Origin of the sequence: Escherichia sp. MOD1-EC6021, assembly GCF_002965245.1 — a bacterium.
In the GTDB taxonomy this organism is placed as follows: Bacteria; Pseudomonadota; Gammaproteobacteria; order Enterobacterales; family Enterobacteriaceae; genus Escherichia; species Escherichia coli_F.
Genome location: NZ_PTRU01000004.1, coordinates 60,721 through 81,269, shown reverse-complemented (window position 1 = coordinate 81,269; position 20,549 = coordinate 60,721). Strand labels below are relative to the sequence as shown.

Annotated in this window: 15 protein-coding genes, 1 tRNA gene and 3 other RNA genes; 9 read left to right on the top strand and 10 right to left on the bottom strand. The window is 49.7% G+C overall.

Annotated features, from left to right (window positions below):
- Positions 1–207: 207 nt before the first annotated feature.
- Positions 208–504, top strand: coding sequence for a hypothetical protein (locus tag BEB54_RS28830; protein ID WP_001211521.1), 297 nt, complete (start codon positions 208–210; stop codon positions 502–504).
- Between the two features lie 157 nt (positions 505–661).
- On the opposite strand, the gene ychE is transcribed toward BEB54_RS28830, so the two are convergent.
- Positions 662–1,309, bottom strand: a complete 648-nt coding sequence (gene ychE / locus BEB54_RS06600) for an NAAT family transporter YchE (protein ID WP_000616773.1) — start codon at positions 1,307–1,309, stop codon at positions 662–664.
- Positions 1,310–1,785: 476 nt separating this feature from the next.
- Between ychE and adhE the strand changes: the two genes are divergently transcribed.
- A complete protein-coding gene (gene adhE, locus BEB54_RS06595; protein ID WP_000301643.1) occupies positions 1,786–4,461 on the top strand; it encodes a bifunctional acetaldehyde-CoA/alcohol dehydrogenase in 2,676 nt (891 codons plus the stop codon).
- Positions 4,462–4,763: 302 nt separating this feature from the next.
- On the opposite strand, the gene tdk is transcribed toward adhE, so the two are convergent.
- Positions 4,764–5,381, bottom strand: coding sequence for a thymidine kinase (tdk, locus tag BEB54_RS06590; protein WP_000068076.1), 618 nt, complete (start codon positions 5,379–5,381; stop codon positions 4,764–4,766).
- 603 nt (positions 5,382–5,984) lie between these two features.
- On the opposite strand from tdk, the gene hns reads away from it, so the two are divergent.
- Positions 5,985–6,398 (top strand): histone-like nucleoid-structuring protein H-NS, encoded by a 414-nt coding sequence (gene hns / locus BEB54_RS06585; RefSeq protein ID WP_001287378.1) that lies wholly within the window; start codon positions 5,985–5,987, stop codon positions 6,396–6,398.
- A 143-nt stretch (positions 6,399–6,541) separates the two neighbouring features.
- Here hns and galU read toward each other — a convergent pair whose 3' ends face one another.
- The 3 genes from galU to rssA form a co-directional block, all read right to left on the bottom strand.
- Complete coding sequence (gene galU, locus BEB54_RS06580) at positions 6,542–7,450, bottom strand: UTP--glucose-1-phosphate uridylyltransferase GalU (RefSeq protein WP_000718995.1); 909 nt, start codon at positions 7,448–7,450, stop codon at positions 6,542–6,544.
- Between the two features lie 201 nt (positions 7,451–7,651).
- On the bottom strand, positions 7,652–8,665 hold the full coding sequence (gene rssB / locus BEB54_RS06575; RefSeq protein WP_000193447.1) for a two-component system response regulator RssB: 1,014 nt from the start codon (positions 8,663–8,665) through the stop codon (positions 7,652–7,654).
- A gap of 91 nt (positions 8,666–8,756) precedes the next feature.
- The gene (gene rssA / locus BEB54_RS06570) at positions 8,757–9,662 is read right to left on the bottom strand and encodes a patatin-like phospholipase RssA (RefSeq protein WP_001226476.1); all 906 of its coding nucleotides are present in this window, start codon (positions 9,660–9,662) and stop codon (positions 8,757–8,759) included.
- Between the two features lie 112 nt (positions 9,663–9,774).
- Between rssA and BEB54_RS06565 the strand changes: the two genes are divergently transcribed.
- From BEB54_RS06565 to BEB54_RS06540, 6 genes are all read left to right on the top strand, one after another.
- Positions 9,775–10,233: a YchJ family protein gene (locus BEB54_RS06565; protein WP_001602321.1), complete on the top strand. Its 459-nt coding sequence runs from the start codon at positions 9,775–9,777 to the stop codon at positions 10,231–10,233.
- 49 nt (positions 10,234–10,282) lie between these two features.
- On the top strand, positions 10,283–11,125 hold the full coding sequence (gene purU, locus BEB54_RS06560; RefSeq protein WP_000555849.1) for a formyltetrahydrofolate deformylase: 843 nt from the start codon (positions 10,283–10,285) through the stop codon (positions 11,123–11,125).
- A gap of 160 nt (positions 11,126–11,285) precedes the next feature.
- Positions 11,286–11,370 (top strand) — tRNA-Tyr (locus BEB54_RS06555).
- Positions 11,371–11,416: 46 nt separating this feature from the next.
- Positions 11,417–11,548, top strand: a non-coding RNA gene (locus tag BEB54_RS06550) — RtT sRNA.
- Positions 11,549–11,594: 46 nt separating this feature from the next.
- Positions 11,595–11,726: non-coding RNA, RtT sRNA (locus BEB54_RS06545), on the top strand.
- 46 nt (positions 11,727–11,772) lie between these two features.
- Positions 11,773–11,903: non-coding RNA, RtT sRNA (locus BEB54_RS06540), on the top strand.
- 168 nt (positions 11,904–12,071) lie between these two features.
- Here BEB54_RS06540 and narI read toward each other — a convergent pair.
- The 5 genes from narI to narK form a co-directional block, all read right to left on the bottom strand.
- On the bottom strand, positions 12,072–12,749 hold the full coding sequence (narI, locus tag BEB54_RS06535; RefSeq protein ID WP_001160117.1) for a respiratory nitrate reductase subunit gamma: 678 nt from the start codon (positions 12,747–12,749) through the stop codon (positions 12,072–12,074).
- Positions 12,749–13,459, bottom strand: a complete 711-nt coding sequence (gene narJ, locus BEB54_RS06530; RefSeq protein ID WP_000571676.1) for a nitrate reductase molybdenum cofactor assembly chaperone — start codon at positions 13,457–13,459, stop codon at positions 12,749–12,751. Before narJ ends, narI begins: the two co-directional genes overlap by 1 nt.
- On the bottom strand, positions 13,456–14,994 hold the full coding sequence (gene narH, locus BEB54_RS06525; protein WP_000702660.1) for a nitrate reductase subunit beta: 1,539 nt from the start codon (positions 14,992–14,994) through the stop codon (positions 13,456–13,458). The genes narJ and narH overlap by 4 nt, the downstream gene beginning before the upstream one ends.
- Complete coding sequence (locus tag BEB54_RS06520) at positions 14,991–18,734, bottom strand: nitrate reductase subunit alpha (RefSeq protein WP_000032985.1); 3,744 nt, start codon at positions 18,732–18,734, stop codon at positions 14,991–14,993. Before BEB54_RS06520 ends, narH begins: the two co-directional genes overlap by 4 nt.
- 392 nt (positions 18,735–19,126) lie before the next feature.
- Positions 19,127–20,518, bottom strand: a complete 1,392-nt coding sequence (gene narK / locus BEB54_RS06515) for a nitrate transporter NarK (protein ID WP_000019836.1) — start codon at positions 20,516–20,518, stop codon at positions 19,127–19,129.
- Positions 20,519–20,549: the final 31 nt, after the last annotated feature.

Genomic DNA, 20,549 nt, shown 5'->3' with positions numbered 1-20,549 from the left:
CTCGGAGACTTTCTGCTGTCAGGTTACTTTATCGTTACGGATTGCTATCACTGACTTTATTTATTCTGGTGATTCAGACGATCACCTTATGTCGATTCGTACTGTGTCTCCCCTGTCGAGACACATTATTCTTTCGCGACGCTCTTTAATTGTTAATTATTCTCATTACCAATAAAAATTGTCTGGCGGTTGCCCGGAAAGTACCAAATGCGCTTCTTACTCGCCAATACATTTTGCAAAATTGTTAAGCAATTCTCTTTTATTGACCGTATCAGAATCTATAGTTTGCATCCATGTCTTAACAAACATCTTTCAATTCAATCAAATAGAGATTGGTTAAGCATGTCTATCTTTTCTGATTACAGTTCCAGTAGTGAAATGCACAATAATTTAACAATTGATTATTATTTAGCACTTTCCTCTACCAAAGGCAGTGGAATTACTAATATCATTTCAATTATTCTTCAGCAAGCCCAGGATTATGATGTGGCGAAAATAACATGATGGTGAGGAGAAGCAGTTAAGGAAATCCTTATAACTAACTGTAATTTGAGAAGAATATTTTTACCCATTCCTTTTGCTTTTGATAACTGCGCGGGAACAAAGTAAAAATAATGACGAAGTAAACGGAGCATGGCAGCTCCGTTTCATTTGAAAGGAATTAATTAAGCAGGCCGGGGAAAATCCCCTTAATACCAGTAACGATAAATTCAATCCCCAATGCCATCAGCAATAGCCCCATAATACGCGTAATCACGTTGATGCCGGTCTGGCGTAAAACCCGTACCAGCCACGGTGCCATGCGGAACAATCCCCAGCAACATAAAGCGAACAAAGCAATAGCCACAAAGAAACCAAACAGATAGCTAATGCTGTGATAACGCGTACCCCAGACGATGGTAGAACTGATCGCCCCTGGCCCCGCCATCAACGGCAACGCCAACGGCACCACACCAATGCTTTCACGTACCGCGGTTTCTGATTTTTCTTGCTTGTTCTGTTTATCCTCGCCAAGCTTGCCGCTGATCATCGACATCGCTATTGTCACCACCAGGATGCCACCGGCGATACGGAATGAATCAATTGATATACCAAAAAGTTGCAGAATCGTGTCGCCGAGAAAAAGCGAGATCCACAAGATAATGGCCACAGACAGGTTGGCTGTAAGGTTCGTTTTGTTTCGCGCTGCCGCTGTCTGATAACTGGTCATGCTGATAAAGACGGGAATAATCCCTACCGGGTTGACCAGCGCAAATAACCCGATGAAAAATTTGAAGTAAACGGGAAAATCAAAAAGGGTCTGAATCACGGTTAGCTCCGAAGCAAAAGCCGGATAATGTTAGCCATAAAAAGGTTAAAAAGACGCGCTGACAATACGCCTTTTAACCGCATTTTTCACCTCCTAACTACTTAAAATTGCTATCATTCGTTATTGTTATCTAGTTGTACAAAACATGCTAATGTAACCAACAAACCATACTACAATTTATTAACTGTTAGCTATAATGGCGAAAAGCGATGCTGAAAGGTGTCAGCTTCGCAAAAATTTGATTTGGATCACGTAATCAGTACCCAGAAGTGAGTAATCTTGCTTACGCCACCTGGAAGTGACGCATTAGAGATAAATAGCTCTAATGTTTAAACTCTTTTAGTAAATCACAGTGAGTGTGAGCGCGAGTAAGCTTTTGATTTTCATCGGTTAAGCAAATCATCACCGCACTGACTATACTCTCGTATTCGAGCAGATGATTTACTAAAAAAGTTTAACATTATCAGGAGAGCATTATGGCTGTTACTAATGTCGCTGAACTTAACGCACTCGTAGAGCGTGTAAAAAAAGCCCAGCGTGAATATGCCAGTTTCACTCAAGAGCAAGTAGACAAAATCTTCCGCGCCGCCGCCCTGGCAGCTGCAGATGCTCGAATCCCACTCGCGAAAATGGCCGTTGCCGAATCCGGCATGGGTATCGTCGAAGATAAAGTAATCAAAAACCACTTTGCTTCTGAATATATCTACAACGCCTATAAAGATGAAAAAACCTGTGGTGTTCTGTCTGAAGACGACACTTTTGGTACCATCACTATCGCTGAACCAATCGGTATTATTTGCGGTATCGTTCCGACCACTAACCCGACTTCAACTGCTATCTTCAAATCGCTGATCAGCCTGAAGACCCGTAACGCCATTATCTTCTCCCCGCACCCGCGTGCAAAAGATGCAACCAACAAAGCAGCTGATATCGTTCTGCAGGCTGCTATCGCTGCCGGTGCTCCGAAAGATCTGATCGGCTGGATCGATCAACCTTCGGTTGAACTGTCTAACGCACTGATGCACCACCCAGACATCAACCTGATCCTCGCGACCGGTGGTCCGGGCATGGTTAAAGCCGCATACAGCTCCGGTAAACCAGCTATCGGCGTAGGCGCGGGTAACACGCCAGTTGTTATCGATGAAACTGCTGATATCAAACGTGCAGTTGCATCTGTACTGATGTCCAAAACCTTCGACAACGGCGTAATCTGTGCTTCTGAACAGTCTGTTGTTGTTGTTGACTCTGTTTATGACGCAGTACGTGAACGTTTCGCAACCCACGGCGGCTATCTGTTGCAGGGTAAAGAGCTGAAAGCTGTTCAGGATGTTATCCTGAAAAACGGTGCGCTGAACGCGGCTATCGTTGGTCAGCCAGCCTATAAAATTGCTGAACTGGCAGGCTTCTCTGTACCAGAAAATACCAAGATTCTGATCGGTGAAGTGACCGTTGTTGATGAAAGCGAACCGTTCGCACATGAAAAACTGTCCCCGACTCTGGCAATGTACCGTGCTAAAGATTTCGAAGACGCGGTAGAAAAAGCAGAGAAACTGGTTGCTATGGGCGGCATCGGTCATACCTCTTGCCTGTACACTGACCAGGATAACCAACCGGCTCGCGTTGCCTACTTCGGTCAGAAAATGAAAACGGCCCGTATTCTGATCAACACCCCGGCGTCTCAGGGTGGTATCGGTGACCTGTATAACTTCAAACTCGCACCTTCCCTGACTCTGGGTTGTGGTTCCTGGGGTGGTAACTCCATCTCTGAAAACGTTGGTCCGAAACACCTGATCAACAAGAAAACCGTTGCTAAGCGAGCTGAAAACATGTTGTGGCACAAACTTCCGAAATCTATCTACTTCCGCCGTGGCTCTCTGCCAATCGCGCTGGATGAAGTGATTACTGATGGCCACAAACGTGCGCTCATCGTGACTGACCGCTTCCTGTTCAACAATGGTTATGCTGATCAGATCACTTCCGTACTGAAAGCAGCAGGCGTTGAAACTGAAGTCTTCTTCGAAGTAGAAGCTGACCCGACCCTGAGCATCGTTCGTAAAGGTGCAGAACTGGCAAACTCCTTCAAACCAGACGTGATTATCGCGCTGGGTGGTGGTTCCCCGATGGACGCCGCGAAGATCATGTGGGTCATGTACGAACATCCGGAAACTCACTTCGAAGAACTGGCGCTGCGCTTTATGGATATCCGTAAACGTATCTACAAGTTCCCGAAAATGGGCGTGAAAGCGAAAATGATCGCTGTCACCACCACTTCTGGTACAGGTTCTGAAGTCACTCCGTTTGCGGTTGTAACTGACGACGCTACTGGTCAGAAATATCCGCTGGCAGACTATGCGCTGACCCCGGATATGGCGATTGTCGATGCCAACCTGGTTATGGACATGCCGAAGTCCCTGTGTGCTTTCGGTGGTCTGGACGCAGTAACTCACGCCATGGAAGCTTATGTTTCTGTACTGGCATCTGAGTTCTCTGATGGTCAGGCACTGCAGGCACTGAAACTGCTGAAAGAATATCTGCCAGCGTCCTACCACGAAGGATCTAAAAATCCGGTAGCGCGTGAACGTGTTCACAGTGCAGCAACTATCGCGGGTATCGCGTTTGCGAACGCCTTCCTGGGTGTATGTCACTCAATGGCGCACAAACTGGGTTCCCAGTTCCATATTCCGCACGGTCTGGCAAACGCCCTGCTGATTTGTAACGTTATTCGCTACAACGCGAATGACAACCCGACCAAGCAGACTGCATTCAGCCAGTATGACCGTCCGCAGGCTCGCCGTCGTTATGCTGAAATTGCTGACCACCTGGGTCTGAGCGCACCGGGCGACCGTACTGCTGCTAAGATCGAGAAACTGCTGGCATGGCTGGAAACGCTGAAAGCTGAACTGGGTATTCCGAAATCTATCCGTGAAGCTGGCGTTCAGGAAGCAGACTTCCTGGCGAATGTGGATAAACTGTCTGAAGATGCATTCGATGACCAGTGCACCGGCGCTAACCCGCGTTACCCACTGATCTCCGAGCTGAAACAGATTCTGCTGGATACCTACTACGGTCGTGATTATGTAGAAGGTGAAACTGCAGCGAAAAAAGAAGCCGCTCCGGCTAAAGCTGAGAAAAAAGCGAAGAAATCCGCTTAATAAGTAGCGCTGTCTGGCAACATAAACGGTCCCTTCTGGGGCCGTTTTTTTGTTTTACCCAAAGCAACTTTCCCATAAACCGACAGCATTTGCCTTCATCATATTTACGGCGATGTATAACGCCTACACACAGCGATATTGTACTTTACAGGTCACAAGTCAACGTCACTGTAAAAGCGATCTGTGAGGGGTATAGTGGCGTTAAAGAACTGTCGAGAAGGGTATATACACCGGATGAAGTGCGTAAAATGAACTGACAGGATAAAAGCGCCCTGCTCACCCTGTCAGTAAAGAAATTCTTATTAATCGTGGCGATGCCTTTCCTGAATAGCCGTTAATGAGCCGACTTCTAACGCCTCTTTATAGTGTTTGCGGCATACAGAAACGTAGCGTTCATTACCACCAATAACCACCTGCTCACCTTCGTTATAAGGTCTGCCTGCTTGATCAAGACGCAGCACCATGCTTGCTTTACGGCCACAAAAACAGATGGTTTTTAATTCAACCAGTTTGTCGGACCATGCCAGTAAGTATTGGCTGCCAATAAATAATTCACCTCGAAAATCGGTACGTAAACCATAACAAAGTACGGGTATATCGAGTTGATCTACAACCTCCGATAATTCATATACTTGTTGTCTGGTTAAAAACTGGCATTCATCAACCAGTACGCAATGAATTGCCTGCTGTTCATGTTCCGCACGAATCTCATCAAATAATGATGAATTTTGGTTAAATAATTTTGCAGGCGATGACAAACCTATACGCGAGCTGACTTTCCCGGCACCAAAGCGATCATCAATTTCTGCCGTATATACGACAGTGCGCATGCCGCGTTCCTGGTAATTGTATGAAGATTGCAACAATGCTGTAGACTTACCCGCATTCATTGCGGAATAGTAGAAATATAGCTGTGCCATCAGCCACAGGCCCTCAATGATATGAATTAAAGTTGGCTGGAGTTTATCATAATTCGTCAGTTTTTCAGCTCAACAGTATGCATAGAAGTGGTATATGCGTTCTCCCTTACGAAGCCTTGCATAATCCTTCTGAGCTATCATTACAACTGCCTCGCTTGTTATAAGCGGGTAAATGACTGCTGGTAACTATTCACAATCTTTAACCTGTTGCGCAAGTAATAGCCCTCTGTTGACCTCCTGGAGATAGTGCAATACTAAGTCCCTGCTCTTATTGCGACTGTTCTACTTTTCATCATTCGCTTAATAGGGAATTCTCGTAAACACGACTAATACAGAAGACTGAAAGGTCGTCAGCCTACGATAATCTCCCCATAAAATGTGACATGAATCAGGAAGTTTTAACCTCACGTGCTGCGAAATCATCGGCGCAAATAGGGCTATATGCCGCGTCTTTTCTGGCTAATTTTATGAAAAGATATTTATTGGCGGCACAAAATAAAGAACAATTTTGAATTCCTTACATTCCTGGCTATTGCACAACTGAATTTAAGGCTCTATTATTACCTCAACAAACCACCCCAATATAAGTTTGAGATTACTACAATGAGCGAAGCACTTAAAATTCTGAACAACATCCGTACTCTTCGTGCGCAGGCAAGAGAATGTACACTTGAAACGCTGGAAGAAATGCTGGAAAAATTAGAAGTTGTTGTTAACGAACGTCGCGAAGAAGAAAGCGCGGCTGCTGCTGAAGTTGAAGAGCGCACTCGTAAACTGCAACAATATCGCGAAATGCTGATCGCTGACGGTATTGACCCGAACGAACTGCTGAATAGCCTTGCTGCCGTTAAATCTGGCACCAAAGCTAAACGCGCTCAGCGTCCGGCAAAATACAGCTACGTTGACGAAAACGGCGAAACTAAAACCTGGACTGGCCAGGGTCGTACTCCAGCTGTAATCAAAAAAGCAATGGATGAGCAAGGTAAATCCCTCGACGATTTCCTGATCAAGCAATAATCTTTTGTAGATGACACTTGCTTAAAATCCCGCCATTGGCGGGATTTTTTATTGTCCGGTTTAAGACAATTTAATAAGAATAAGCTATAAAAAAACGGCGTCGATTGCTCAACGCCGTTTCGTGGATAACACCGATACGGAAGTTACTTCTTAATGCCCATCTCTTCTTCAAGCCAGGCTTTAAATTCCGTGCCAAGGGTGTTATGACGAATACCGTATTCAACGAAGGCCTGCATGTAACCTAATTTATTACCGCAGTCATGGCTCTTCCCTTTCATATGATAGGCTTCCACCGTTTCTTTTTCGATCAGCATATCAATTGCGTCGGTGAGCTGAATTTCATCACCAGCACCCGGAGGGGTTTTTGCCAGCAACGGCCAAATATCCGCGCTAAGAACGTAACGACCCACAATAGCGAGATTAGACGGCGCAACATCCGCTTTTGGTTTTTCAACCACGCCAACCATCGGTACGCTTTCACCCGGCGCTAATTCAACGCCTTTGCAATCCACAACGCCATATGCGGTCACATCAGCAACCGGTTCAACCATGATCTGGCTATGACCCGTTTCATCAAAGCGGCGGATCATCTCTGCCAGGTTATCCTGTGACAAATCGGATTCATATTCATCCAGAATAACGTCAGGCAAAATAACAGCCACAGGTTCATCACCCACTACCGGGTGAGCACACAATACCGCGTGTCCCAGGCCTTTCGCCAGCCCCTGACGAACTTGCATAATAGTCACGTGCGGCGGACAAATAGACTGCACTTCATCAAGAAGTTGACGTTTTACACGTTTTTCCAGCATTGCTTCCAGTTCAAAACTGGTATCAAAGTGGTTTTCAATAGAGTTTTTAGATGAGTGAGTAACCAGCACAATTTCAGTAATGCCAGCCGCAATACATTCATTCACGACGTATTGAATTAATGGCTTATCGACAAGTGGCAGCATCTCTTTCGGGATGGCTTTCGTCGCCGGCAACATCCTGGTTCCTAATCCCGCAACGGGGATAACGGCTTTTTTGACTTTCGTATTAATGGCAGCCATTTAAATTCTCCTGGACTGTTCGTGTTTTGAACGTGTTCATATTTCTGTATCGCATCCCAGTATATCAGCACCCCGAAGGGGCTAAGTTCTGAAAAGGAGGCGAGTTAGCATAATTAAGACAATTACTTATACGAATGGCGACGATAGTACCACCAGCCGACATTAGCAGGTAATGCAAATTTAGCCCGCGTTATCGTTTGCTCATTCTGCAGACAACATCAAGCGAAGCCGACCACCGGTTCCCCATATTTGGCATTGCCAGGCATCGCATCGCTGGCTCAATTGATTCAAATAAGCGTTACCTAAAGTGCCTAACGGAACACCATTACTGATTTGCACCTGGTGTTCGCCAGTATTTAACGTCGCATTCAGACCCGCAGAAACCAGAATGAGATTTTTCAGTTCGCGATGATAATAGCCAACTAATAGCGGAAACTGCCCCGGCAGATTGGCCTGACGGAGTAAATGGTTTACCTGCTTCAATAACGCGCCCAACTCTGGCAACCGTTGATTTTGATGTGCAAGCTGTTCCTGTAATAATCCGTTAAACAATGCGCGTAATAACAAGGCAGCAAGTACGCCATTATGTCCAGCTCTGGTGACATCAAGGCAATAAAATGCAAGATCGTTTTCCGAAAGTGCGGCAATATCAAGCACCAGGCCGGGTTTGTCCGCGGCAACCAATTGACGATAATTAACCCGGCAATGGGAAATCACCTGCTGAACCGGCGGTTGCAATTCCTGTAATAATTTCGCCGCTGCGGCAGGGTTATCAACCATTGCATCCCAGTCGCGAAAAAGCCTCTCCTCTTCCTCAACGCGGGAATTAAACATGCTGGGATAGAGACAGGCAAAAACCATCTCGCGCAAGCGATTCAGATCTTTAACTGGTTTCAGCAAAACATCTTCAACGCCCAGACGTAACGCTTTGGCAATATCTGCCATATTTTCAGTGGCAGATATCACCAGAACCGGTGTCTGGTCACCTCTGTTGCGTATATGTTCCAGCAGTTTAAGCCCGTTCATTCGTGGCATCGCGATATCACATATCATCAGGTCTGGAGTGAAACCTCCCAGCAACTCAAGGGCATCCACCCCATCAGCCGCCAGTACCGTTGTCGCTCCCAATGAGGAAAACCACGAATCCAGAAGCGAGCGAAATACCTGCTCATCTTCAACAATGAGAATCTGTTTTCCGACCAATGGCTGCGTCATGTTCTCTCCCCTGACTGGCTTTACTCAATAGTGGCATGCTATTGCCACCTGCGCCTGTCAGAATTAACTTAAGTGTAGATAAAAATTCTGGTCAAATGTTGGTGCGTACCAACGGCAAAAGTTCGTCCATTTTCTTTTCCACTGCCAGCTGCCCAGCCGCAATGGCAGCGTGCGCGCGATGGAAATCAAGCGTAGATATTTGCGGGCAAACAGGTTGAATCAGAATATCGGGCGGATCACCTGCCATGCGGTTCCTTTTAAGGCGGTTCTCCAGCACCTGGATAGAAGTGGTCATAATCTCTGTTGCCGTTGGCGCTGTCACCGCCCGACGTGTCGTTATGCTGCCCAACCTTTCTTTCAGACGCGCATGCCACGGCAGAGAATCACCATTCTCGCTATTTTCTTCACTGACATTAAAGGAGAGCAGATCTTGTTGCATCAAATGAGCATCGTGCTGCAGGTCGACCGCTATCACAATATCAGCACCCAATGCACGCGTGAGCGAAATAGGAATTGGGTTAACTACTGCCCCATCAACCAGCCAGTAGCCGTTATGCGCAACGGGTGCCATTAGTCCTGGAATACTGCATGATGCACGAATAGCAAGATGGAGATCGCCTTCAGTAAACCATAATTCGCGCCCAGTACTTAAATTGGTGGCAACAGCCGCGAAGCGACGGGAACAATTTTCGATCTCTGTTTCCGGCATTATTTCGCGATATTGATTGAAGACACGCTCGCCGCGCAGTAACCCACCGCGCTGCCAGGAGAGATCCATCAGGCGTAAAACATCCCAATAACTGAAAGAGGTTACCCAATCTTCCAGCGCAGATAATCGATCGCATGCATAGGCCGCGCCCACCAGCGAACCAATTGAGCATCCTGCAACGATATCAATTTCAATACCCACTTTTTTTAGCGCATTAATAACGCCAATATGCGACCAACCTCTCGCCGCGCCAGATCCCAGCGCCAGCCCTATTTTTATCTTTCTCATTATTCCCGCAAGATTCCCCTGGAATGCAATCGTAGCAACATCGCTACTGCTCGGTTAACATAGTGCTACTCAGGCGGTTAATACGCCGTTATTGTTTCCAGGGAGATTATTTGTGTCTCAGCTTTGTCCCTGTGGTAGTGCTGTCGAGTATAGCCTATGTTGCCACCCTTATGTGTCTGGTGAAAAGGTTGCACCTGATCCAGAACATCTCATGCGTTCGCGTTACTGCGCTTTTGTGATGCAAGACGCAGATTATTTAATAAAGACCTGGCATCCATCTTGTGGAGCGGCGGCGTTACGTGCCGAATTGATTGCCGGATTTGCGCATACTGAATGGTTGGGATTGACCGTATTTGAACATTGTTGGCAGGACGGCGACAATATCGGATTTGTCAGTTTTGTTGCTCGATTTACCGAAGGTGGCAAAACAGGTGCAATAATTGAACGTTCGCGATTTTTGAAAGAAAACGGTCAATGGTACTATATTGACGGTACACGTCCGCAGTTTGGCCGCAACGATCCCTGCCCTTGTGGTTCAGGTAAAAAATTTAAAAAGTGCTGCGGCCAATAATGGTTGACGGTACGGTTAAGCAAACACTCTCAACAAGGTTTTTCCAGCAATGCATTCACTCCAACGTAAAGTTCTGCGTACTATTTGTCCGGACCAAAAAGGTCTGATCGCCCGTATTACTAATATTTGCTACAAGCACGAGTTAAATATCGTGCAGAACAATGAATTTGTTGATCACCGTACCGGGCGCTTTTTTATGCGCACGGAACTGGAAGGAATTTTTAATGATTCCACCCTGCTGGCGGATCTCGACAGCGCATTGCCAGAAGGCTCCGTACGTGAGCTGAATCCTGCCGGTCGTCGCCGGATAGTGATTCTGGTCACTAAAGAGGCGCATTGCCTTGGCGATTTGTTGATGAAAGCCAATTACGGCGGCCTGGATGTCGAAATCGCGGCAGTTATTGGTAACCACGATACTTTACGTTCTCTGGTTGAGCGTTTTGATATTCCGTTTGAGCTGGTAAGTCATGAAGGATTAAGTCGCAACGAGCACGATCAAAAGATGGCGGATGCCATTGATGCTTATCAGCCTGACTACGTGGTGCTGGCGAAGTATATGCGGGTATTAACGCCAGAGTTCGTAGCACGCTTCCCGAATAAAATTATCAATATTCACCATTCATTCCTGCCAGCGTTTATCGGTGCACGTCCCTATCACCAGGCCTATGAGCGTGGCGTGAAGATTATTGGTGCAACCGCTCACTATGTGAATGACAATCTGGATGAAGGCCCAATCATCATGCAGGACGTTATTCATGTCGATCATACATACACGGCTGAAGATATGATGCGTGCAGGTCGTGATGTCGAGAAAAACGTCTTAAGCCGCGCGCTTTACAAAGTGCTGGCGCAGCGTGTATTTGTTTACGGTAACCGGACGATTATTCTTTAATCGCCAGCAAAATAGAACTGGTTGCCTTTAATCCGTTACGGATGAAAATTACGCAACCAGTTCATTTTTCTCAACGTAACCCTTTACAGCGGCGTGTCATTTGATATGATGCGCCCCGCTTCCCCACAAGGGAGCAGGCCAGTAAAAAGCATTACCCCGTGGTGGGGTTCCCGAGCGGCCAAAGGGAGCAGACTGTAAATCTGCCGTCATCGACTTCGAAGGTTCGAATCCTTCCCCCACCACCATCACTTTCAAAAACCCCTGTATTCTCCAACGAATCCGTAACTGAATATTCTGCCCATGCGGGGAAGGATGAGAAGCTTCGACTAAGGTTCGACTCGAGCGCCAGCGAGAGAGCGTTGCCGCAGGCAACGACCCGTAGGGCGAAGCGCGCAGCGCTGAGTAATCCTTCCCCCACCACCATCACTTTCAAAAGTTCCTGAAATCCCCAACAAATCCACAATTGAATATTCTGCCCATGCGGGGAAGGATGAGAAACTTCGACCAAGGTTCGCCCCGAGCGCCAGCGAGAGAGCGTTGCCGCAGGCAACGACCCGTAGGGCGAAGCGCGCAGCGCTGAGTAATCCTTCCCCCACCACCATCACTTTCAAAAGTTCCTGAAATCCCCAACAAATCCACAATTGAATATTCTGCCCATGCGGGGAAGGATGAGAAACTTCGACCAAGGTTCGCCCCGAGCGCCAGCGAGAGAGCGTTGCCGCAGGCAACGACCCGTAGGGCGAAGCGCGCAGCGCTGAGTAATCCTTCCCCACCACCATCACACCCTTAAATACTCAAAACCTGTTACTTCAAGCTAATTTGCCCCGTGGCACCGCGTTTACCGGACCTACAATATCCTCCCCTGTAGGTCAGATAAGCGAATCACTCCGCAGCGTACCCATAAAAAAACCCCGCCGAAGCAGGGTCTGTGTGAACTAAAATTCACTTAGTGGCGAGCGCGCACCAGCTGATACTTACGTGTCAGATACTCCACTGGTACGCTCCAGATGTGCACCAGACGCGAGAACGGGAACAGCAGGAATAACGTCATCCCCAGCACCAGGTGCAGACGGAAGATAAACGCCACACCATCAAGATGTTGAGAAGCGCCACCATGGAAGGTCACCACCGACTGCGCCCAGCCAACCAGTTTCATCATCTCGCTACCGTCCATATGCTGGGCGGAGAATGGAATGGTCAGCAGGCCCAGTGCGCACTGGATAACCAGCAGCGACAGGATCAGGATGTCCGCTCCGGTAGTCGTTGCACGCACGCGCGGGCTGAACAGGCGGCGTTTTAGCAACAGCACGCCGCCAATCAGACACAGCACGCCGCTGGCACCACCAGCAATCATCGCCATTTTCTGTTTAACTTCAATTGGCAACCACGCTTCATACATCCAGTGCGGCGTCAGCATACCGAAGAAGTGGCCGACAAAAATCCCCAGAATACCGATATGGAACAGGTTCGACGCCAGGTTCATCCCTTTGCGATCCAGCATCTGGCTGGATGCCGCGCGCCAGGTGTACTGCCCGTAGTCATAGCGCAGCCAGCTACCAATCAGGAAGACGGCCCCGGCTATGTACGGGTAGATATCAAAGAAGAACATATTCAGGAATTGCATTAGTGCTGTCCTCCGGTGGTGATATTCAGATATTGCGGCGCGACGGCACCGGCAAAGCGACGCTGATGAGCAGTGATTGCTGAATCACCGCAACCTTTGTCAGCAAAGAACTTAACCTGCTCTTCTTCCCAGACAGCATCCAGCGCCTGTGGCGTATCGTCGCGCGCTTCGTCGGCAATTTTTTCCGCCACTTTGTCGCTGTCGATAGCGGTATTCGCCAGTTTCAGCAGCAGATCAAACAGCACGGCATAACGGCTTTCACGCTGTTGCAGACGTGCGCTCAGCAACGCCAGGATCGGCGCGATGTCTTTCAAACCTTCCACGGCTTCGCTTTGCGGCAACTGCGCCAGGTACTCCAGATACAGCGGCAGATGATCCGGTAATTCGCGGCTGTTCAATTGCAAACCGTGCTGCTCATACTGTGCCAACAAGTCAACCATTGCCTGGCCGCGATCGCGGGATTCACCGTGAACATGCTCAAACAGCAGCAACGACGTGGCGCGACCACGGTCGAACAGTTCGCTGTACTGGGCCTGAGCATCCAGCGGATCCAGCGCTGTTAAATCGCGCAGGAAAATGCCCAGCGCATGGGCATCCTCTTTCGACAGATTTTCCGACGCAGCAATCGCCTCAAACATCTCTTGTTGATGCTGCCATAAGGCAGCATCCGGATATTCAAGGAGACGCGATACAATCACAAGTTCGATCATGGGTGCGGCTCCGTTTTACTGGTCACGTCGATGGCATCGATACGGCGGCTGTTGAACAGATTGAATTTGGTATCTGAACCGTGGCAGCCGTCACCAAAGGTAAAGCCGCAGCCATTTTTCTCCGGGAAGGCTTCCCGCGCCAGTTCACGATGACTGCTCGGCACTACAAAGCGATCTTCATAGTTGGCAATCGCCAGATAACGGTACATCTCCTGTGCCTGAGCTTCGGTCAGACCGACCTCTTCCAGCGCACGGGTATCAACTTTACCGTCAACGGTTTCAGCACGTTTGTAATGACGCATCGCCAGCATACGTTTCAGCGCGCGCAGTACCGGTTTGGTATCACCGGCGGTCAGCAGATTCGCCAGATACTGTACCGGGATACGCAGGCTTTCGACGTCTGGCAAAATACCGTTGCTGCCCAGCTCGCCCGCATCTGCCGCAGACTGAATCGGCGACAGAGGCGGCACGTACCAGACCATCGGCAGTGTGCGATATTCCGGATGCAGCGGCAGCGCCAGTTTCCATTCCATCGCCATTTTATAAACCGGCGACTGCTGTGCGGCTTCAATAACGCTCAGCGGAATACCGTCTTTAATCGCCTGCTCGATGACCTTCGGATCGTTCGGATCGAGGAACACTTCCAGCTGACGCTGGTAGAGATCTTTCTCGTTCTCGGTGCTGGCTGCACGTTCAATGGCGTCGGCATCGTACAGCAGCACGCCAAGATAACGGATACGGCCGACACAGGTTTCTGAACATACTGTCGGCTGACCCGCTTCAATACGCGGATAGCAGAAGATGCACTTCTCAGACTTACCGCTCTTCCAGTTGAAGTAGATTTTTTTGTACGGGCATCCGGTGATGCACATACGCCAGCCACGGCATTTGTCCTGGTCGATCAGGACGATGCCATCTTCTTCACGTTTGTAGATAGCCCCGCTTGGACAGGTCGCCACACATGCCGGGTTCAGGCAGTGTTCGCACAGGCGTGGCAAATACATCATGAAGGTGTTCTCGAACTGGCTATACATCGCCTTCTGGATGTTGTCGAAGTTCTTGTCTTTCGCCAGTTTGTCAAACTCACCGCCCAGGTCATCTTCCCAGTTCGGTCCTTTTTCGATTTTCGCCATCCGTTCGCCGGTAATCAGCGAACGTGGACGGGCAATCGGCTGCGATTTGCTGCCTTCCGGCGCGGTATGCAGGTTCTGATAGTCAAAATCGAACGGCTCGTAATAATCGTCGATCCCCGGCAGATGCGGGTTAGCGAAGATTTTACCCAGCAGCATGGCGCGGTTACCCATGCGCGGTTGCAGTTTGCCATTGATTTTACGGATCCAGCCGCCTTTGTATTTTTCCTGGTTTTCCCAGTCTGTCGGGAAGCCCTGGCCCGGCTTGGTTTCCACGTTGTTGAACCACGCGTATTCCACGCCTTCACGGCTGGTCCAGACGTTTTTACAGGTCACTGAACAGGTGTGGCAACCGATGCACTTATCCAGATTCAGCACCATGCCGACTTGTGAACGAATTTTCATTTTACGCTCTCCTGTACCTGGTCATTGCCTTCGCCATCTAACCAGTCAATGTTCTTCATCTTACGCACTACAACAAATTCATCGCGGTTAGAACCTACAGTGCCGTAGTAGTTAAAGCCGTATGCCAGATGGGCATAGCCGCCGATCATATGCGTCGGTTTCGGCGTGATACGGGTGACCGAGTTATGAATACCACCGCGCTGGCTGGTGATTTCTGAACCCGGCAGGTTAACGATACGTTCCTGCGCGTGGTACATCATGGTCATCCCTGCCGGAACACGCTGGCTGACAACTGCACGGGCAGTCAGTGCACCGTTGCTGTTGAAGACTTCAATCCAGTCGTTATCGGCGATACCCAGCTCTTTGGCATCGGCTTCACTCAACCAGACCACCGGACCACCGCGACCTAAAGTCAGCATCAGCAGGTTGTCGCTGTAGGTGGAGTGGATACCCCATTTCTGGTGCGGTGTCAGGAAGTTGAGCGCTTTTTCCGGATTACCGTTAGATTTCTGACCCATCACTTCTTTCACCGAACGGGTGTCGATCGGCGGACGATAAACCAGCAGGCTTTCACCGAAATCACGCATCCACTGATGATCCTGATACAGCTGCTGACGGCCAGAGAGCGTACGCCACGGGATCAGCTCGTGAACGTTGGTGTAACCGGCGTTGTAAGAAACGTGTTCATCTTCAAGGCCAGACCAGGTCGGGCTGGAGATGATTTTGCGCGGCTGCGCCTGAATGTCACGGAAGCGGATCTTCTCGTCTTCTTTATTCAGCGCCAGATGCGTATGGTCACGACCGGTAAACTCGCTCAGGGCAGCCCAGGCTTTCACGGCTACCTGACCATTGGTTTCCGGTGCCAGCGTCAGGATCATCTCTGCCGCATCAATTGCGGTGTTCAGCATCGGCTGGCCTTTTGCCGGACCTTCCGCTTTGGTGTAGTTGAGCTTACGCAGCAGATCCATCTCGCTCTGGGTGTTCCAGGCAATCCCTTTACCGCCGTTACCGATTTTCTCCATCAGCGGACCGATAGAGGTAAAGCGTTCGTAAGTTGCCGGATAATCGCGCTCTACGACCATAATGTGCGGTGCAGTTTTACCTGGGATCAGGTCGCATTCGCCTTTTTTCCAGTCTTTCACATCCAGCGGCTGCGCCAGTTCAGCGGCAGAGTCGTGCTGGATCGGCAGCGTAACGATGTCGGTTTCTTTGCCCAGATGACCAACGCACACTTCGGAGAATTTCTTCGCGATGGCTTTGTAGATTTCCCAGTCGCTTTTCGCTTCCCAGGCCGGATCGACCGCAGCAGACAGCGGGTGAATAAACGGATGCATATCCGAAGTATTCATGTCGTCTTTTTCGTACCATGTCGCCGTCGGCAAAATGATGTCGGAATAGAGACAGGTGCTCGACAGACGGAAGTCCAGCGTCACCACCAGATCCAGCTTGCCTTCCAGACCGTTGTCCTGCCAGTCCACTTCTTCCGGCTTCACGCCGCCCTGCTGACCCAGGTCTTTACCCTGGATACCGTGCTCCGTCCCCAGCAGGTACTTGAGCATAAACTCATGACCTTTACCGGAAGAACCGAGCAGGTTAGAACGCCAGATGAACAGGTTACGCGGGTGGTTTTTACCGTTTTCTGGTTGTTCTGCCGCAAAACGGATAGAACCCTCTTTCAGGGATTTCACGGTGTAATCCACCGGATTCATGCCCGCTTTTTCCGCTTCGCGAGCGATAGTTAGCGGGTTAGTGCCTAACTGCGGCGCAGACGGCAGCCAGCCCATACGTTCTGCACGGACGTTAAAGTCGATCAGATGTCCGGTATAACGGGATTTATCCGCCATCGGCGACAACAACTCTTCTGCGGTCACGGTTTCATAACGCCACTGGCTGGAGTGGTTATAGAAATAAGAGGTGCTGTTCATGTGACGCGCCGGACGCTGCCAGTCAAGAGCAAACGCCAGCGGCTGCCAGCCGGTTTGCGGACGCAGTTTTTCCTGACCTACATAGTGCGCCCAGCCACCACCGCTCTGACCGACGCAGCCGCAGAAAATCAGCATGTTGATCAGACCGCGATAGTTCATATCAAGGTGATACCAGTGGTTCAGACCTGCACCAACGATGATCATTGAACGACCGTGGGTCTTATCAGCGTTATCGGCAAATTCACGGGCGATGCGAATAATCTGGCTGCGAGAAACGCCGGTAATCTGCTCGGCCCACGCAGGGGTGTAAGCTTTCACATCGTCATAGCTGGTTGCACAGTTAACGTCGTTCAGGCCACGCTCCAGACCATAGTTTGCCAGCGTCAGATCATAAACGGTGGTCACCAGTGCGGTGCTGCCATCAGCCAGTTGCAAGCGTTTCACCGGCAGCTTGTGCAGCAGCACGTTTTCCAGTTCCACTTTGTTGAAGTGTTCCGTGCCGTCGCCACCAAAGTATGGGAAGCCCACCTCAGCGATCTCATCCTGGCTACCCAGCAGGCTCAGTTGCAGCTCGGTTTCTTCGCCAGTTTTGCCATCGCGCTGCTCAAGATTCCATTTGCCCTTCTCGCCCCAGCGGAAGCCAATAGAACCGTTCGGTGCAACCATTTCTCCATTGGTATTAAAGGCGACTGTTTTCCATTCCGGATTGTTTTCCTGGCCCAGCGCATCCACCAGATCGGCAGCGCGCAGCATACGACCCGCAGCGTAGTAACCGTCGCGCTCTTCCAGCATCACCAGCATTGGCATGTCGGTATAACGACGCACATAGTCGGTGAAATACTGGCTTGGGTTGTCGAGGTGGAATTCACGCAGCATCACGTGGCCCATCGCCAGCGCCATTGCTGCGTCGGTGCCCTGTTTCGGTGCCAGCCACAGATCGCACAGTTTGGCGATTTCAGCGTAGTCCGGCGTGACGGCAACGGTTTTGGTGCCTTTGTAGCGCACTTCAGTAAAGAAGTGAGCATCCGGGGTACGGGTCTGCGGCACGTTAGAGCCCCAGGCGATGATGTAGCTGGAGTTGTACCAGTCAGCGGATTCTGGTACGTCAGTCTGCTCACCCCAGGTTTGTGGAGATGCAGGAGGCAGGTCGCAGTACCAGTCGTAGAAGCTTAAGCAAGTACCGCCAATCAGCGAAAGATAGCGAGCACCCGATGCGTAAGAAACCATCGACATTGCCGGAATTGGCGAGAAGCCAGCGACGCGGTCCGGGCCGTAGTTTTTGATGGTGTATACGTTAGAGGCGGCGATCAGTTCGTTCACTTCCTGCCAGGAAGAACGAACAAAACCACCGCGTCCACGCGCCTGCTTAAAGCTTTTCGCTTTATCGGCGTCTTCAATGATAGAAGCCCATGCCTCAACCGGATCGCTATGCTGCGCCTTCGCTTCACGCCACATTTTCATCAGGCGTTTGCGCATCATCGGATATTTCAGACGGTTGGCGCTATAGAGATACCAGGAGTAGCTGGCACCGCGCGGGCAGCCGCGAGGTTCATGGTTTGGCAGATCCGGACGGGTACGCGGATAGTCAGTTTGCTGGGTTTCCCAAGTCACCAGACCGTTTTTAACGTAGATTTTCCAGCTGCAGGAGCCGGTGCAGTTTACCCCATGGGTAGAGCGGACGATTTTGTCATGCTGCCAACGCTGGCGATATCCATCCTCCCAGTCACGGTTGGTATTGAGAAGCTGGCCATGCCCATCGGCAAAGGTTTCACCCTTCTGTTTGAAGTAGCGAAACCGGTCCAGGAATTTACTCATCGGTTTTCTCCTGTGGGAGCCTGTCGGCCCTCTGATAAATCGACATTGCTAATGTTTAAGGGCAAGGTAACGCTCTGAAACAGCGTGGGAATTGATAACGATCAAGAGTGATGGGGATGAAAAATAAAGTAAATTCCTAAGATACCCCTTTAGGATAATTAACAGTTACAGCATAAAAGACTGTAAATTAAGGCATTTTATACCTGTAGTTATTTAAACTATTAAGAATTTTATGCAGATGGGTATTAAGGAGTATTCCCCATGGGTAACATATTAATGGCTCTTAATGAAATCCGGCGAAATAAGCCATATAACATTAGTATGTTGTAACTAAATGATGCATAAAAAAAGCGCGACATCATGCCGCGCAAAGGATAATCAAATATTAAGATTTATTTTTTAGAATGCCGACCATATACCGCCCAGGTAATCACTACGCAGGCGATATAGAAAATCAAAAATACTTTCATTGCGCCGACTGGCGAACCCGTTAATGCCAGCGAGCTACCGAACGCTTTCGGGATAAAGAAGCCACCAATCGCGCCAATCGCAGAGATGAAACCCAGCGCCGCCGCCGTGTCGGTTGCCGCTTCACGCATCGCACGTTCGTCAGAACCCCCTTCTGCTTTCACGCGATCCATTGTCAGTTTACGGAAGATCACGGAAATCATCTGGAAAGTGGAACCACTACCCAGCCCAGCTGTCAGGAACAGCGCCAGGAAGACTGCGAAGAACGCCATAAAGCTTCCGCCCTGTCCGTCAGTCGGTAAGGTCAGGAACAGCAGGCCGCTGAAAATCGCCATCAGGATAAAGTTCACCAGTGTGACACGAGTTCCGCCCAGACGGTCAGATAATGCACCACCTGCAGAACGCGCCAGCGCACCAATAAACGGCCCGAAGAAAGCGTATTGCAGAATCTGAACATCCGGGAACTGCGTTTTTGACAGCATCGCAAAGCCCGCGGAGAAGCCGATGAAGGAGCCGAAGGTTGCCAGATACAGCAGGCTCATAATCCACAGATGACCCCGTTTGAGTACCGGCAACTGCTCCTTGATGGAGGCTTTTGAGGTAGCAAGATCGTTCATGCCAAACCACGCCGCAATGGTGAAGATGGCAAGGAACGGCACCCATACCCAGGACGCATTCGCCAGATACAGCTCAGTCCCATCCGGCTGTTTGACACCCTGGCTACCAAATACTGCGAAAATCGACAGTGATACCACCAGCGGAGCAACCAACTGCATGACGCTGACGCCCATGTTGCCCAGACCACCATTCAGACCCAGCGCGCCACCCTGCTTCTGTTTCGGAAAGAAGAAGCTGATGTTTGCCATACTGGATGCGAAGTTCGCGCCAGCAAAGCCGCACAGCAGAGAGATGATGATGAAGACGCTATAAGGCGTGGAGGTATCCTGCACGGCAAAACCCAGCCAGACGCAAGGAATAATCAGAATACCGGTGCTGAACGCCGTCCAGCGACGACCACCGAAGATAGGAACCATAAAGGAGTATGGAACACGTAACAACGCGCCAGAAACCGATGGCAGCGCCGTCAACATAAATAGCTGATCGGTCGTAAAATTAAAACCGACTTTCGGTAAGTTCACCGCAACAGCACTGAATAACATCCATACGCAAAACGCCAGCAGCAGACAGGGAACGGAAATCCACAGGTTGCGGCTGGCAATACGTTGACCGCGTTGTTGCCAGAACGCAGGATCTTCCGGTCGCCAATCTGTAATGACAGCTCCAGTAGCCCTTTCGGGGGCGGATGAGTGACTCATAGACACCTCTGATACTCGTTTCGATGTCTGC